This is a genomic window from Methanolobus sp. WCC4 (assembly GCF_038022665.1).
In the GTDB taxonomy this organism is placed as follows: Archaea; Halobacteriota; Methanosarcinia; order Methanosarcinales; family Methanosarcinaceae; genus Methanolobus.
Genome location: NZ_CP150629.1, coordinates 2732810 through 2748385 on the forward strand (window position 1 = coordinate 2732810; position 15576 = coordinate 2748385).

The 15576-nt window shown below is 45.7% G+C and carries 18 protein-coding genes; 14 read left to right on the top strand and 4 right to left on the bottom strand.

Going from position 1 to position 15576, the window contains the following annotated elements:
- Positions 1 to 8: 8 nt before the first annotated feature.
- The 3 genes from V7O63_RS12960 to V7O63_RS12970 are packed head-to-tail and all read right to left on the bottom strand — an operon-like array spanning position 9 to position 2498.
- On the bottom strand, positions 9 to 1199 hold the full coding sequence (locus tag V7O63_RS12960) for a radical SAM protein (protein WP_340818968.1): 1191 nt from the start codon (positions 1197 to 1199) through the stop codon (positions 9 to 11).
- 36 nt (positions 1200 to 1235) lie between these two features.
- Complete coding sequence (locus tag V7O63_RS12965) at positions 1236 to 2105, bottom strand: polyprenyl synthetase family protein (RefSeq protein ID WP_340818969.1); 870 nt, start codon at positions 2103 to 2105, stop codon at positions 1236 to 1238.
- Between the two features lie 12 nt (positions 2106 to 2117).
- Positions 2118 to 2498, bottom strand: a complete 381-nt coding sequence (locus tag V7O63_RS12970) for a cytochrome c maturation protein CcmE (RefSeq protein WP_340818970.1) — start codon at positions 2496 to 2498, stop codon at positions 2118 to 2120.
- A 344-nt stretch (positions 2499 to 2842) separates the two neighbouring features.
- Here V7O63_RS12970 and ahbD point away from each other — a divergent pair, with 344 nt between their 5' ends.
- The 11 genes from ahbD (at position 2843) to V7O63_RS13025 (ending at position 12659) form a co-directional block, all read left to right on the top strand.
- Positions 2843 to 3889, top strand: coding sequence for a heme b synthase (ahbD, locus tag V7O63_RS12975; RefSeq protein WP_340818971.1), 1047 nt, complete (start codon positions 2843 to 2845; stop codon positions 3887 to 3889).
- A 6-nt stretch (positions 3890 to 3895) separates the two neighbouring features.
- Complete coding sequence (locus V7O63_RS12980) at positions 3896 to 4351, top strand: AsnC family transcriptional regulator (RefSeq protein WP_340818972.1); 456 nt, start codon at positions 3896 to 3898, stop codon at positions 4349 to 4351.
- Positions 4352 to 4384: 33 nt separating this feature from the next.
- Positions 4385 to 4843, top strand: a complete 459-nt coding sequence (gene ahbB / locus V7O63_RS12985; protein WP_340818973.1) for a siroheme decarboxylase subunit beta — start codon at positions 4385 to 4387, stop codon at positions 4841 to 4843.
- Positions 4844 to 4903: 60 nt separating this feature from the next.
- Complete coding sequence (locus V7O63_RS12990; RefSeq protein WP_340818974.1) at positions 4904 to 5578, top strand: bifunctional precorrin-2 dehydrogenase/sirohydrochlorin ferrochelatase; 675 nt, start codon at positions 4904 to 4906, stop codon at positions 5576 to 5578.
- A 52-nt stretch (positions 5579 to 5630) separates the two neighbouring features.
- Positions 5631 to 6923, top strand: a complete 1293-nt coding sequence (gene hemA / locus V7O63_RS12995) for a glutamyl-tRNA reductase (protein WP_340818975.1) — start codon at positions 5631 to 5633, stop codon at positions 6921 to 6923.
- On the top strand, positions 6902 to 7876 hold the full coding sequence (gene hemB / locus V7O63_RS13000; protein ID WP_340818976.1) for a porphobilinogen synthase: 975 nt from the start codon (positions 6902 to 6904) through the stop codon (positions 7874 to 7876). Before hemA ends, hemB begins: the two co-directional genes overlap by 22 nt.
- 13 nt (positions 7877 to 7889) lie before the next feature.
- A complete protein-coding gene (gene hemL / locus V7O63_RS13005) occupies positions 7890 to 9155 on the top strand; it encodes a glutamate-1-semialdehyde 2,1-aminomutase (protein ID WP_340818977.1) in 1266 nt (421 codons plus the stop codon).
- Positions 9156 to 9192: 37 nt separating this feature from the next.
- Positions 9193 to 10134, top strand: a complete 942-nt coding sequence (gene hemC / locus V7O63_RS13010) for a hydroxymethylbilane synthase (RefSeq protein ID WP_340818978.1) — start codon at positions 9193 to 9195, stop codon at positions 10132 to 10134.
- Positions 10131 to 11036: a dihydroorotate dehydrogenase gene (locus V7O63_RS13015; RefSeq protein ID WP_340818979.1), complete on the top strand. Its 906-nt coding sequence runs from the start codon at positions 10131 to 10133 to the stop codon at positions 11034 to 11036. Before hemC ends, V7O63_RS13015 begins: the two co-directional genes overlap by 4 nt.
- The gene (locus V7O63_RS13020; protein ID WP_340818980.1) at positions 11036 to 11815 is read left to right on the top strand and encodes a dihydroorotate dehydrogenase electron transfer subunit; all 780 of its coding nucleotides are present in this window, start codon (positions 11036 to 11038) and stop codon (positions 11813 to 11815) included. Before V7O63_RS13015 ends, V7O63_RS13020 begins: the two co-directional genes overlap by 1 nt.
- Before the next feature lie 187 nt (positions 11816 to 12002).
- Positions 12003 to 12659 (top strand): PEF-CTERM sorting domain-containing protein, encoded by a 657-nt coding sequence (locus V7O63_RS13025; protein WP_340818981.1) that lies wholly within the window; start codon positions 12003 to 12005, stop codon positions 12657 to 12659.
- A 106-nt stretch (positions 12660 to 12765) separates the two neighbouring features.
- Here the strand turns inward: V7O63_RS13025 and V7O63_RS13030 are convergent, their stop codons facing one another.
- The gene (locus V7O63_RS13030) at positions 12766 to 13002 is read right to left on the bottom strand and encodes a FeoA family protein (protein ID WP_340818982.1); all 237 of its coding nucleotides are present in this window, start codon (positions 13000 to 13002) and stop codon (positions 12766 to 12768) included.
- A gap of 221 nt (positions 13003 to 13223) precedes the next feature.
- On the opposite strand from V7O63_RS13030, the gene V7O63_RS13035 reads away from it, so the two are divergent.
- From V7O63_RS13035 to V7O63_RS13045, 3 genes are all read left to right on the top strand, one after another.
- Positions 13224 to 14447 (top strand): peptidase U32 family protein, encoded by a 1224-nt coding sequence (locus V7O63_RS13035; protein WP_340818983.1) that lies wholly within the window; start codon positions 13224 to 13226, stop codon positions 14445 to 14447.
- Positions 14448 to 14666: 219 nt separating this feature from the next.
- Complete coding sequence (locus V7O63_RS13040) at positions 14667 to 14984, top strand: B12-binding domain-containing protein (RefSeq protein ID WP_340818984.1); 318 nt, start codon at positions 14667 to 14669, stop codon at positions 14982 to 14984.
- Between the two features lie 159 nt (positions 14985 to 15143).
- Positions 15144 to 15575 (top strand): nucleoside deaminase, encoded by a 432-nt coding sequence (locus V7O63_RS13045; protein WP_340818985.1) that lies wholly within the window; start codon positions 15144 to 15146, stop codon positions 15573 to 15575.
- Position 15576: the final 1 nt, after the last annotated feature.

A 15576-nucleotide genomic window follows, 5' to 3' on the forward strand; every position in this document is an offset into this window, starting at 1 on the left:
ATGTTTTATTAATGCATAGATTTATCAAGTCTGACCGGAAGCTGTGTTCCTTCCGGGATAGTGTGAATATATTTGCTCCTGAATTCAGGGTTGCGCATCATACAGTACTCTGCAGAACAGTTGTATGCTTCATGCTTACCCATCCTTTCCCATATAGCAGAGAGCTTTTCCTCGCGAATATTCCCAAATGACAGAGGCGTATATGCACATGGAAGAACATCCCCGCCGGCTGTTGCGTGCATCCATCTTCGGCCTGCAAAACAACCGAACTGGTCAGGCCCCATGAAATTAGGGAACGATGTAACTCGTGGACCATCCTCTTTCCTGTTCATTGTACTCTGGAACTTCCCAAGACGGTCAACATCCTTAGAGGTCATTGTCTCATCCTCATGATCGAGCCAGCGTCCCACAGCTATGATCTCATAGATGGACATCTCCTGCATACCCATGTCCGATGCGAAGTTGTAGAAACCGTCAAGATCATCTATATTATCCGGAGAGACGACCACAAAGAGATCTGCAAGGATACCTGCATTCACAATGTGCTCTATACCATCTACCGTGTTCTTGAAAGCACCTTCACGTCCCCTCACACGGTCATGTTCTGCAGGGTCAGGACTGTCAAGGCTCATATGAGCAGCATAAAGACCTGCTGCCTTCAGGTCTCTGGCCCTTTGCTCTGTCAGACCGAAGCCTGATGTGAAACAGGTAGCTATTGCACGGGTCTTGTCCACCTTTGCGATCATCTCTTCAAGGTCCTTTCTGAGAAGGGTCTCCCCGCCATCAAAGGCTATGTAGTAAGAACCCAGGTCGATCGCCTGTTCTATAGCACTGTTTATCTCATCAAATGTAAGTATGGGGTCTGCCACGATCCCTGCCGCACCACAATGGATACAATCATAGGGACAGTGCGTAGTAATACCAATTGAGAACTGGTCAGGCACCCTTTTCTTCAGGATAGAGGCCACCTGTGCACTGATCATCCTGTTGAATACCCCCCCTGGCATAGGAGGAGCCCATGTGGAGAAGATGATATTCTCCCCTTCCGTAGAGATAGGCTTCTCTTCCAGGAATATCTTATTGATCCTCTTGATGATAGGTTTTGCAACCGGCGATAAAGGACCTTCCGTGTCAAGGACAACTTTTCCATTCTCAGTGCTAGCATTTACTTTGATTACTGATCTGTCATAAACCCTCATGAAGTCACCTGGCAATTAACTGATAATTAAATATGATCAAAGGACATCTTCCGGGAGCATATCGACCGTTATGAGGTCAGTTACCAGCTCCAGTTTCTCCTTTGCATCCGAAGATGGGAAAGATGCAAGGATATCTTTTGCATTCTGCACGAAAGAACGCACCTGCTCTACAGTCTTCTCAACAGCCACATCATCATCCATTAACCTGCTATATATTAGAGGTAATGTAACGGATTCATATGTCGAGCTTTTATCTTCCAGCTTATCAAGATACTCGAGCAGATCATCAACTATCTGATAGGCATTACCCACATACTCACCAAATGACCTTAATCTAAGCGCAGTCTCTTCATCAGCACCTGCCACATAGGCACCGATGGCAGTACTTGCAGCAAAAAGAGAGCCGGTCTTCTTGGTAATGCATTCAAAATAGTTCTTCTCCCTGAACTCCTCATTCACACTGGACAGGTCTATGGTCTCGCCTTCGGCCATATACATCCCGGCCCTGCCAAACTCATTGACAGCACTGTTACCATATCCTGATATCAACGAAATGGCCTTGGATATGAGAAAATCACCACACAGGATCGCTGCAGGGATACCATATTTCTTATGAGCTGATTCAACGCCCCGGCGCATAAGCCCTCCATCAAGGACATCATCGTGAATAAGTGAAGCAGAATGAATGAACTCGATCGCAAGGGCTGCATTGACACTATCTTTAGGGACCCCACCACACATCTCCGTACAAAGCACCAGCATTACCGGCCTGATGTTCTTCCCACCGGAACTGCATATATGTACAAGCATCTTCTTCATCTGGGAGCGGTCATCCATAGAACGGACCATCTCATCCTTTGCAGTTTTTATAAGCTGATACTCTTCCATATCCTCTATTTGCAACATACTACCGCCTGATCACTCTGAATACTTTGAAGGACAGCTCATTACTATCTGGTTCGCTTCAACCACATCCTCCGAGATCATCTTTCCGCTGATGCTGACACTCTGGCCTTCCACCAGATTTGCAGGAAGGGAACCTGTGTACTCAACATTCAGTTCATAAGATGGGTCCTCAAGGTCCTGAAGTACAAAGGAAGTACCATCAGTAGAGATGGAAAGCGTTCCGTTCCTTATCACACCCATAGTATTGACATCATGACCAACATATCCATCCGGATCGGAAGAGATGTCAGATATCATAAGATAGCCCTGTGAAAGGTCTACATTCCATAGACCCACCAGACCGACAATAACAATAAAAGCAACTGCAATGATCGTTTTTTGTTTTTTATCCATAAGAACTCCTCATTATGGCCTATTCATCATTTTGCCATTCTGTGGCATTGTCGCATCAACGCTATACGGGAACGTAACAGATATACAATATACATTGACAGTGCGATCCATGTGACAGAGAATGCAATTTCCAGTGCGCCTATAAAGAATCACCTCTATATCAGGTTAACCTTTGCACCTCATGGACATTAAGACAGAACCTATGCCAATATACGGACACAGATGAACTTATACATACATAGAGGGAGTTACCCTGATAATCAAGTATTAATATGGGTGTGCAGTAGTATAGTTCCATCCTATATATAGGTAAACATACGAACAAACAAACCTTATGATCAACTATGGTAAAACCTCCAAGACTCATAGCCTGGGAAACGACAGCTGGATGTAACCTTTCATGCAAACACTGCAGAGGGTCATCCACTGAGAAAAAACCTGAAGGCGAACTTACAACTGAAGAAGCATTCCATTTCGTTGACGAGATCTGCGAGATGGGCAACCCCATCCTTATACTGAGCGGAGGTGAACCGCTGGTCAGGGATGACATATTCGATATCGCAAAGTATGCTACAGAAAAGGGTCTTCGCGTTGCTATGGCTACCAACGGAACACTGGTGACTAACGAGATCGCGGAAAAGATGAAAAGTTCAGGCATACAGAGGGTCAGCATCAGCCTTGACGGAGCAAGTCCGCAGATGCACGATGATTTCCGCTGCGTGCCAGGAGCATTCCAGGGCGCACTTACAGGCATAGATAACCTTAAGGAAGCAGGGATAGGCTTCCAGATCAATCCCACTATAACAAAGAGGACCATAGATGAGATACCTGCCATACTTGATATGGCAAAGGAGCTTGGTGCTGATGCACTGCACATATTCCTCCTGGTACCAACCGGCAGAGGCAAGGACCTTGAGAACGAGGAGATCCCGCCTGTGGAATATGAAAGGATACTCAACTGGTTCTATGACAGACAGAAGGATTCAGGCATCCAGCTCAAGGCCACCTGTGCCCCACACTATTTCAGGATAATGCGCCAGCGGGCAAAGAAGGAAGGCATTGAGATAAGCGTCAAGACACATGGCTATGAGGCTATGACAAAAGGCTGCCTTGGTGGAACAGGATTCTGTTTCGTATCCAGTACCGGTGATGTTTACCCCTGCGGTTACCTTCCTGCACTGGCAGGGAACATAAAAGAAAAGAGCTTTAAGGATATCTGGGAGAACTCAAAGGTATTCAATGACCTCCGTGATGTTTCAAAGCTTAAGGGTAAATGCGGGATATGCGAATACAATACAGTATGCGGTGGCTGCCGTGCACGTGCCTATGCCGCCACAGGCGACTACCTTGATGAAGAGCCATACTGTATATATGTACCTAAAAAACAGTGATCTTAAATGATATCTCTTGATGATACCGATAAAACCATACTCAACACGATCCAGTTCGATTTTCCTCTGGAAACAGAGCCTTATGAGAAACTAGGAGAAGAGCTGGGCATCAGTGAAGATGAAGTGATAGAAAGGCTTGAGAGACTCCACACAGAAGGAGCCGTACGAAAGATCGGGCCGATAATCAACCGTAAAGGAGTAGGTGGTACCAGCACCCTGGTAGCTGCCACTGTTCCTGAAGAAAAGGTGGATGAGGTTGCAGGTTACATCAATGAGTACCAGGAAGTATCCCATAACTATCATCGTCCTGAGAAGTTCAATATCTGGTTCACCATATCCGCACCTAACAGGGAAAGGATCGACACTATATTAAAAGAGCTGAAAGAAAGAACAGGACTCGAGTTCGTGGACCTGCCCACCAGAAAACTGTTCAAGATCGGCGTCAGGTTCAACATCAGATGAAAGGGATAAGACGACAATAGTAAGGTGATATCCATGGACGAGATCGATGAGAAGATAATAAGACTTACACAGAACGGCATCCCGCTTAAAAGATCACCTTTTGCAGAAATTGCCAGTGAACTGGGCATCAGTGAGCAGGAAGTGATAGATCGTCTCAAAAAGATGAAGGACAGGGATGAGATCCGCCGGTTCGGTGCTTCCATTGGGCACAGGGATATAGGGATCGTTGCCAACGCAATGTGCGTCTGGAACGTACCCGATGAAAGGACAGAAGAAGTGGGGAACATAATGGCTGACTTCTCAGAGGTCACCCACTGCTACGAAAGACCCAGGGCCCCGGGATGGGATTACAACCTTTTCACAATGGTACATTCCTATACAAAGGAGGATTGTGAAGTAATCGCAGCAAGGATATCAGAAGCCACATGCATCACAGATTATAAACTTCTTTTCAGTGATAGGGAATTCAAGAAAACTGGAGTTCGATTGTAATCGCAATCTTTAACTAATTTCCAGAAAAAGCAGAAGGCAAATATTCCCGGAGATGGAGATATGAAAGACAAGAACCACTTCCTGCCACTGCTGATAGATATGAGCGACAAAAAGGTTGTCATCTTTGGAAGTGGGTCTGTTGGAGAAAGGAAAGCTAACCTGTTCTCAGAACATGCTGATGTGACTGTTGTCAGCAGGGGTTTTTCCGACTTTTTCTTTGAGCTTGAGCGTAAGAGCCACATCACCCTTATGGAGGCCGATGTTGGAAAGCTTAGCGATGATGACATCAATATGATCATTGAGGATGCATTCCTCGTGATACCTGCAACCAATGACAGGACGATCAATGAGAGGATCGTGCAACTTTCAAAGGGCTTCGGCATCCTCACGAATGAGGTTGATGCCATTGGCGATGTTACAGTGCCTGCTGTGATAAAGCGCGGAGACCTTACCATAAGCATATCGACCACCGGATCGAGCCCTGCATTTTCCAGATTCACAAGACAGCAGGTAGAGAAGATCATCACCCCTGAATTCGCAGACATGATACGAATACAGGATGAGATGAGAACATACCTTAAAAATGAAGTACCTGACCAGAAAGACAGAAAGGAAATATTATGGGATGTGCTGGAAAGCAAAGAAGTGTGGGGCGGGCTTGAAGATTCCTATGAAAAAGGGTTTAAGAGAGCACAAGGTATAGTAAGGAAGAAAATAAACGAGAAAGTCAGATGAACATGTACCGTAGCCACTTCCATTCAGGATATACATATTATACGAGGTACCCATGACCGAGATAACCAGTATGGTGATCACCCATTCCAAAGCAACTGTAGAGGAGATCGAGGAAGCGTGGGAAGGAGACATCGAGAAGATGCTTCTGGACCTTCATTCCAATGAACTGGTCTGTGAATGTGTTGTAATGAAGACATGCAACCGTGTGGAGATATATATCGTCTCACCAAAGGGAAGTACTGTCCTGTTCCAATTCGCAAAGAAAATGGGATTATCCTCCAATATAGTGGATTTCTTCGAGCACGAGGAATCCATCATGCACCTTCTACGACTGGCATCCGGCCTGGAATCCATGATAATAGGAGAGGACCAGATACTAGGACAGATCAAGGACCTTTACCTCGTTGCCAAGAAGCTGGGAACCAGCGGAAAAATGCTGGACACAGCATTCAGTAAGGCCATCCAGGTAGGAAAACGAGTCCGGACCGAGACCGAGATAAACCGTGGCGCACTTTCCATAGCATCAGCATCCGTTGACCTTGCAGAACATACCGTTGGCGACCTCAAGGACAAGATGGTACTTGTCATAGGTACCGGTGAGATGGGTACACTGGTAACCCGTGCACTCTCCCACAGGGAGATCGAGCTGATGTATATAGCTAACAGGACCTATGAGACTGCCTATGAACTTGCAGAAGAGATGGGAGGACATGCAGTCCACTTCGACCAGATAGATGAGAATCTCAGGAGAGCCGACGTCGTCATAAGTGCCACCGGTGCCCCTCATTTTGTACTGAAACATGAACAGATAGAAAAAGCAATGAGTTTCAGGGACAAGGAACTCCTTTTGATAGATATAGCCAATCCAAGGGATATCGACCCTTCTATCACAAGCATACCCCACGTAACGCTACATAATATAGATAACCTGAGAGTGATCAACGAAAAGAACCTCGAGATGAGAATGGAAGAGGCAAAGAAGGCACAGGCCATCATCGATGAGGAATTCGACCTGCTTATCAAACAATACAAGAGACAGAAAGCAGACGCACTTGTGTCCGAACTGTATGCCCAGTCCTACAAGCTCCGTGTGAATGAGAAAGAGAAAGCTCTCACAAGACTTAGTGCATATCATACGATAGGTGAGACCGAACAACAGATCATAGAGGACCTCACACATTCAATAATCAACAAAATGCTGGCAGAGCCTACCAAGGTACTGAGATATGCAGCAGAGATCGGAGACGATGAACTGCTTGAATCGGTCGGCAGGGTGTTTAGCGTAGACAGATCCATTATAAAAGAAAAGGATGAGCTGGTAAAATGTTCCCCGAGCGCAGAATGAGAAGGCTGAGAAGCGGCAAGATAAAAGACATGGTGCGTGAGACATCACTGTCCGTCAATGACCTGATATATCCGGTGTTTGCCAATGAGACAATAGACACTCCACAGGAGGTCGCATCAATGCCTGGCATCTATAACCTGCCAGTTGAAATGGTCGCCGATGAGGCTAAGGAAGCTGCAGACCTTGGAATACCAGCAATATTGCTTTTCGGGATCCCGGGAAAAAAGGATGAACACGGAAGCTCCGCATGGGGAGATGATGATGTCGTGCAGCGTGCCACACGCGAGATCAAGAATGAGCTCAGCAAGGATATGCTTGTAATAACCGATGTCTGTCTTTGCGAGTACACCAGCCACGGACACTGCGGAATGGTCGATAATGACACTGAGGAAATAATGAACGACCCCACACTCCCATTACTAGGAAAGACCGCAGTGAGCCACGTAAAGGCAGGTGCCGATATGGTAGCACCATCCGGGATGATGGATGGAATGATATCCGCAATTCGCAGTTCACTTGATGAGAATAATTACCATAACATTCCCATTATGTCCTACGCTGCAAAATACTCTTCATCATTCTATGGTCCTTTCAGAGATGCAGCAGGATCTGGATGTTGCTTTGGAGACAGGTCTACACACCAGATGGACCCTGCAAACTCCGACGAGGCCATCATGGAAGCGGCCCTTGATATAGAAGAAGGTGCCGACATAATCATGGTCAAGCCAGCACTTCCGTATTTAGATATACTATACCGCCTCAAGACCGAATTCGAGATACCAACAGCAGCCTACAATGTCAGCGGAGAGTACTCAATGCTCAAGGCAGCCGCACAGAACGGCTGGCTCGATGAGAAGCAGGTCATGCACGAATCACTTATGTCGATCAAACGTGCAGGTGCAGATATGATAATAACCTATTTTGCCAAGGAAATGGCACAGATGTTAAAATGATCAGGGTGTTCCTATGTCATTAGATAAGTCCAGAGAATTATACAAAAAAGCAAGTACTCTCCTGCCAGGTGGAGTCAGCAGTCCCGTAAGAGCCATAAAACCATACCCATTCTACACTGAATCTGCAAATGGCTCTAAGATCACTGATATTGATGGTAATGAGTACATAGATTACTGTCTTGCATACGGACCCAAGATACTTGGACACGCAAACCCGACCATCAAAGAGGCAATAATCAAACAACTTGACAAGGGATGGTTATACGGAACCCCAACAGACCTTGAAGTCAACCTTGCTGAGAAAATAGCATCACTCTATCCGAGTATCGATATGCTCAGGTTTGTCTCAACAGGAACTGAAGCCACCATGAGCGCCATACGCGCAGCCAGGGGATTCACAGGCAAGGACAAATTCATCAAAATAGAAGGCGGATTCCACGGTGCACATGATGCCGTACTTGTTCAGGCAGGCTCAGGTGCCACCACACTTGGAAAGCCGGACTCACTTGGAATTCCTGCAGATTTTACAAAACATACACTTCAAACCCCATTCAACGACATTGAGGCACTCACAGCAGTCATCGAGAAGAATGATGACCAGGTAGCTGCACTTATAATGGAACCTGTAATGGGTAACATCGGACCTATACTTCCTGAGAAAGGATATCTTGAGGAAGTACGCAAGGTCACAGAAGAGAACGACATCGTACTCATATTCGATGAGGTCATCACCGGTTTCAGGCTCGCAATGGGCGGAGCACAGGAATACTACGGCGTCACACCTGACATGACCACACTTGGAAAGATCATAGGTGGCGGTCTGCCAATTGGAGTATTCGGTGGAAAGAAAGAGATCATTGACATGGTAGCTCCATCCGGTGCGGTCTATCAGGCAGGCACATTCAGCGGAAGCCCGGCATCGGCTGCAGCTGGTCTTGCAGTACTCGAGGTTCTGGAAAAGGAAGAGGTACACAAGAAGCTCAATGCCACCGGAGATGCATTCAGATCCAGACTTACAGAGATAGTAACAGACCTTAATCTCGATTACAATGTTACAGGACTTGCATCTATGTTCATGGTATTCTTCGGGGACAAACCACTGAACTATCAGGAAGCCTTGAAATGTGACAAGGAAAGCTATCTCAAATTCTTCTTCAAGATGCTGGACAGCGGCATTTTCCTGCCACCATCACAGTTCGAGACAAATTTCCTCTCCACTGCACACACTGAAGAAGACATAGAGAAGACACTCTCTGCATACGAAGCAAATCTCAAGTAAGGTTGCAGACCAAATTACGAATAACCGGTGAATTCACATGATAATAGGAACCCGCGGAAGCGCACTGGCCCTTGCACAGACAACGACCATAGAAGGTCTTCTGTCCGAGCTGGGAGTTGACACGACCAGGAAGATAATAAAGACATCCGGTGACACATTTACAGACAGACCTTTGCACGAGGTCGCAGGTGTCGGAGCATTTGTAAGGGAACTCGATGACAGGATGCTTGATGGGGAGATCGACATATCGGTCCACTCCATGAAGGACCTGCCAACCATCCGTCCAGAGGAACTCTCAACATCCGCGGTGCTCAAACGTGATTCACCATACGACGTACTCCTGACGAACGACGGTTCAAGGATGGATGAGCTCCCTGAAGGGTCAGTCCTCGGAACCACATCCATGCGCAGAAGAGCCCAGATCCTCAGATACAGACCTGATCTTCATGTACAGGACCTCAGAGGTAACATCAATACCAGAATAAGGAAACTGGAAGAGGGACTCTATGACGGAATCCTGCTCGCTGAGGCAGGTCTTCAGAGAATGGGATGGGAACTGGATGTCGAGCGTCTTGACCCGCAGCATTTCTGCCCTTCCGCAAACCAGGGAACCATAGCAGTGGTCACTCCTGCCGGAACCGAGGCAGAAGAGGTCACATCCAACCTCGACCACCAGCAGACAAGGATCGAGACAGAGATCGAGCGCATTGTCACTGCTGATGTGGAAGGAGGATGTACAGCACCTATTGGCTCCTTTGCACACTTCATCAATGAAGATGAGATAAGCATACGCTGTGAGGTACTGGCACTGGACGGTTCAGAACACGTACTTATAGACGAGGTTATCCCTGTTGAGAATTACCAGTATCATGCAAAGATACTGGCAGAAGCACTTGTCCAGATGGGCGGCAGGGAACTCGTACAGAGAGCGGTCTGCCAGTTGAGTGCAAGAACAGATGAGGATGCAGGGACAATATGATCGATATTACAGGAATAGAATTTAAGAATCCCACCATCCTGGCTGCTGGGATAATGGGCACCACAGGTGCATCACTTGTCCGTGTTGCAAAAGAAGGTGCAGGAGCAGTTGTAACCAAATCCATTGGTCCCGAACCAAAGGAAGGTCACAAGAACCCGAGCATGATAGACCTTGGAGGATACGGATTCCTGAATGCCATGGGACTGCCAAATCCATCCTATCCTGATTTCAGGGATGAACTTGCCATTGCAAAGAAAGATGCAGGCACTCCGGTGATCGCAAGCATATTCGGTGGCACGGAGGAAGAGTTCGTGGCTGTGGCACAGGGGCTCCTTGAGTCTGAACCGGATGCTTTCGAGCTGAACGTAAGCTGCCCACATGCACTTGGATACGGCGCATCCGTGGGAAGCAACCCTGATGCAGTAGAGACCATCACAAAAGCCGTTAAAGATGCAGTAGACATTCCCGTGTGGGTCAAGCTCACACCAAATGTCACAGACATAGTATCAATAGGAGAAGCTGCACAAAGGGGCGGTGCTGATGCAGTGGTGGCTATCAATACCGTAAAAGGAATGGCAATAGACATCAACAGCGGATACCCCATACTTGGCAACAGGTTCGGAGGACTCTCCGGGCATGCCGTGAAGCCGGTTGCGATCAAATGCGTCTATGACCTTTATACCGCCCTCGATATTCCCGTAATTGGAGTAGGAGGGGTTTACACATGGGAAGATGCCATTGAAATGATGATGGCAGGTGCCAGCGCAATACAGATCGGCTCTGCAGTCTATGAAGGACTGGAAGTCTTCAGTTCCGTTGCAACAGGGATCGAGAACTTCGTTTCTGAAAAAGGATACAGCGATGTAACAGAGATCATCGGAATTGCACATGAGAGGATATAATGTACCCCATCAATGTCACAATCACTAAAGTAATCAAGGAAACCCCATCAACAAGGACATTCGTATTTGACAGACATTTCGATGAGGCCATTGCCGGCCAGTTCGTCATGGTCTGGATACGAGGAGTTGATGAGATCCCAATGGGACTGACAAACAAGAACTCCATCACTGTGCAAAAGGTAGGAGATGCAACTGAAAAGATATTCGAGCTTGAAGAAGGAGACACCCTTGGAATAAGAGGACCTTTCGGAAAGGGATTCACACTTCCCGGCAAGGATGAGAGGATACTCCTTATCGCAGGAGGGGTCGGAACCGTACCAATTGCACATCTTGCAGAGTATGCATCATCTGCTGGCATTTGTATGAGCACCATACTCGGGGCCAGGAACGCGGATGAACTACTCTTTGTCGACCATTTCACATCATGTGGCGAATTACACATAACAACGGATGATGGTTCAGCACACAGATGCGGTTTTGTTACCGACATCCTTGCTGAGACCGACATAAAAGCCTATGACAGGATATACACCTGCGGTCCTGAGATGATGATGAAAGCTATCTTTGGAATGCTTGAGAAAGAGGATGCTCTTGAAAAGACAGAGTTCAGTCTTCACAGGTATTTCAAATGCGGAATCGGCGTTTGTGGTGCCTGCTGCATGGATAAACAGGGACTGCGTGTCTGCAAGGACGGACCTGTTTTCAATGGATCACAGCTTATTGATTCAGAGTTTGGTAACTATATGAGAGGACCAAGCGGGAACAAGAAGCAGTTCTAATATCACTTTTTTCTTTTTCGTTCAGATACCACCCGTATCCCCGATCATCTTCCAGAGTTCATTCCACATGACCTCCTAAAAGTGCTCAGATGATGATGAGTAGTATGATGACATACTGAATCTTTTAGGAAAGTATAAATGATTGTGGGGAAATAGGAAAAATACTTATTGAACTTGGTGGTTTAATTTGAAATTCGATATAAAGAAGATAGCTTTGATGTTAGTTGCAACATCAATAATAATAGGAATAGCTTCTGCAGGACATGGACCAGGGCCCGGACCGTCTTCAACAGCATCCATAACTTATGATGAACAGGACACCACACCCGATATTTTTGTTTACGGAAACCCTGCATCAATAATAACTGGTTTTGAGAATTACTTCTCAACTACGATCATAGGAAGCACCTGGACAGACCCGGACGGAAGACTTGCAATCCTCGATAGAGGAGACTTTATGCTCATTGAGACAGAAGATCCAACAAGTGAATTCTGCATAGTTTTTGCAAGTGATAAAAATGATGGATATGCACGCGTATATGTAGATGGTAACAGAGTCTGGTCTGGCAATACATATTCCAACGTAGAGTTAGCACAATCCATAGATAAGCAGACTATCAGGACATTGAAGATAACAGGTCTTGAAAATAACAGGCACTCTATAATGATCAAAAATACAAATTGCAATAACTTCCATGTAACAGTCTACAAATATGGATATGACATTCCTGAGAATCCCGGAACAAATGGAGAGACCGAGGAAATACCTGAATTTCCAACAATCGCCCTCCCTGTTGCTGCAATAGTTGGACTTGCTTTCATATTCCAGAGAAAGGAAGAGTGAATCAATAGTAATGAAGCTCACTGAGCTTCAAACCTTTTTTTTATCTATAGCAAATTCAAGCTGGAAGCTGCTGAAGCATCAATTAAAAGAATATGTCAAAATAGAATCATGCAGTGCATTCCTGCACCATGATCTTAGAAGCCATTCCCATACCAAGTGCATAATCGCACCCATTGATGGAAACTATCAGAGAACCGTTAACGTCTTTCTTTACCTTGAGAGAACTGTTCTCAATAAAGCCCATGGACCTCAGACGTTTTAGCAGGCAACTACCTGCATTTATGGAAATGATCTTACTGTTCTTTCCTTCCGGCATCATTACGAGTGGCATAATAGGAGCCATGTTTTTTACCTCTTTCGTTTTAGTGTGACAGATATTCAGGCGAATGCTGTCGTTTTATTATTCCCTCGTAATATTAGGTCTCCCTAATCTTACTTGATACTGCAATATAGTGTTTAATCGTATATATATGTTCCCGGGTTCGAACAAAAATTGTTATTTAAACAATTTAACTTGTCTTTTCAACACAAGTGATTTAAGTCTTGATTGGAATCCATACAGCAATGTCCCCCGATAAAAGCGAAGTCAAAATACCGGAACTTGTGATGGGCGTAAGGAACCTGGCAGCCCTGAAAGCATGCAGAGAACATGCTGATGCGGCCTATTTCTCACTTGACAGGCTCAGCCTCAGGTCCAGAGCACAGGAGATCACCACCGATAAACTTGCAGACTTCGTTGAAGAGATACACAATAACGGGATGAATGGATACCTGGCAGTGAATTCAGTGATATATCCAGATAACCTCGGGGAACTGGATGAAGTGCTCGAATGTGCTGCATCCGCAAATGTAGATGCTGTCATCGCATGGGACCCTGCCACGATCATGAAAGCAGCAGATAAGGATCTGAGAATACACATCTCGACCCAGGCAAATGTATCGAACCAGGTAACTGCAGAGTTCTACAGGTCACTTGGAGCAAGCAGGGTCGTACTAGCACGTGAACTCAGTCTTGAGCAGATAAAAGAGATAAAAGAGGATACGAAGATCGAGCTTGAGGTCTTCGTGCACGGAGCGGTATGTCAGGCAATATCAGGAAGATGCTATCTTTCGGCATACCTTCTGGGAAAGTCCGGCAATTGCGGAGAATGCAGCCAGCCATGCCGATGGGAATGGTCCCTTCATTCGGATAACGGAGCAATTGTGGATCTCGAGGGAAAGTATCTCATGAGTGCAAAGGACCTTTGCATGATAGAGCACATACCGGAACTCATTGAAGCAGGGGTCGATGCCTTCAAGGTGGAAGGAAGACTACGAAATCCCGGATATACAGCTGCAGTCTCTGAATGCTACCGTAATGCCCTTGATCTTTTCAGGGAAGGGACATATGAGAAAAGCAAGGTCATCCCACTTAAAGAGAAAATGGCACTTGAATACAACAGGGGCTTTTCAACAGGATTCTATTTCGGCCATCCCGGACCTGACAGCCTGGCATATGACTTCGATATGAACGCCTCAACTGTAAAACGTGAAGCTGTTGGTATTGTAACGAATTACTATCCAAAGAAAAGAGCAGCAGCAGTCAAACTGCTGGAACAGGGAATGGAACTTGGGGACAACATCATCATTGAAGGCAACACAACATATCTTGAACAGGAGGTCAGTTCGATCTTCCATGAAGGAGAGAATGTCAATTCTATCGAAAGAGGAAACGATATAGGACTTGCTGTTGATGATATCGTCCGAAAGAACGATCGTATCTTCAAGATCAGCAAGAACATATCCTGATACATCTTTCACCACATTGTACCCTCTTTTTTCAGACCACTCTTTGGAGGGTCACTCTATAGTTTTTGCAGAAATATAGACCCTATATCTTTTACGAGTAGAATATATTTCAGGTAGATTAAGTTCATAGGAGAATAAAAGTAGTGCACACTGGATGCTAAGACATCCGGAAAGCAAATCTCGTATTTAATAGAAAACATCTGAGGATATGATCATACCATGAACAATAACAATTCTACAAAGATGGAGCTTATCAACAAAGCCAAGAACTCAGTGATCAACTTCAATGATGCAGAAGCAACAAATGCTGCAATGGAGACAATAAGAGCAGGGATCGATCCTGTAGAGATCATCGAGGAAGGTTTCATAGAGGGTATGAAGTCCATAGGTGACAGGTTCGAAGAAGGAAAACTCTCACTGATGGACATACTCACCGCATCAAAGACCATGAACAGAGGCATCTCAATACTCAAACCTGCAGCTATTAGTGCACATGAGGACAGTTGCTTCTTCGGAAACCTTATGCTGACATTATAAGGACTTAAGTATGCGCAAGCATACAATTACATTTCCTGTTTTTCCCGGGCCTTACGTTTAAGCCCATATTCACATATTTTCCAGCTTCTGTCGTATCAGGCAAAATAACCTAATACGGAATAATAGATTATACCTGTAAAGATAAAAGAGAGAGATAATATGGACAAATTCATGCAAACAGCCATCGAAGAAGCAAAGAAGGGACTTGAAGAAGGCGGGATCCCCATAGGTTCGGTCCTTGTGAAAGACGGAAAAATCATTGGAAGAGGACATAACAGGAGAGTACAACACGATGATCCGCTGGCACATGCTGAGATAGACTGCATCCGCAGCGCTGGAAGGATCGGCAAATATGCCGGAACCACCATCTATTCAACTTTGATGCCATGTTACCTCTGTGCAGGGGCGATAGTGCAATTCGGTATCAAAAAAGTGATTGCAGGAGAATCAAAGACTTTCGATGGTGCAGCAGAATTCATGAAAGAGCACGGAGTAGAGGTCATCGACCTTGATATCGATGAATGTAAGATGATCATGAAAGCTTTCATTCAGGAAAGACCGGAAATATGGAATGAGGATATAGGCAAATAGG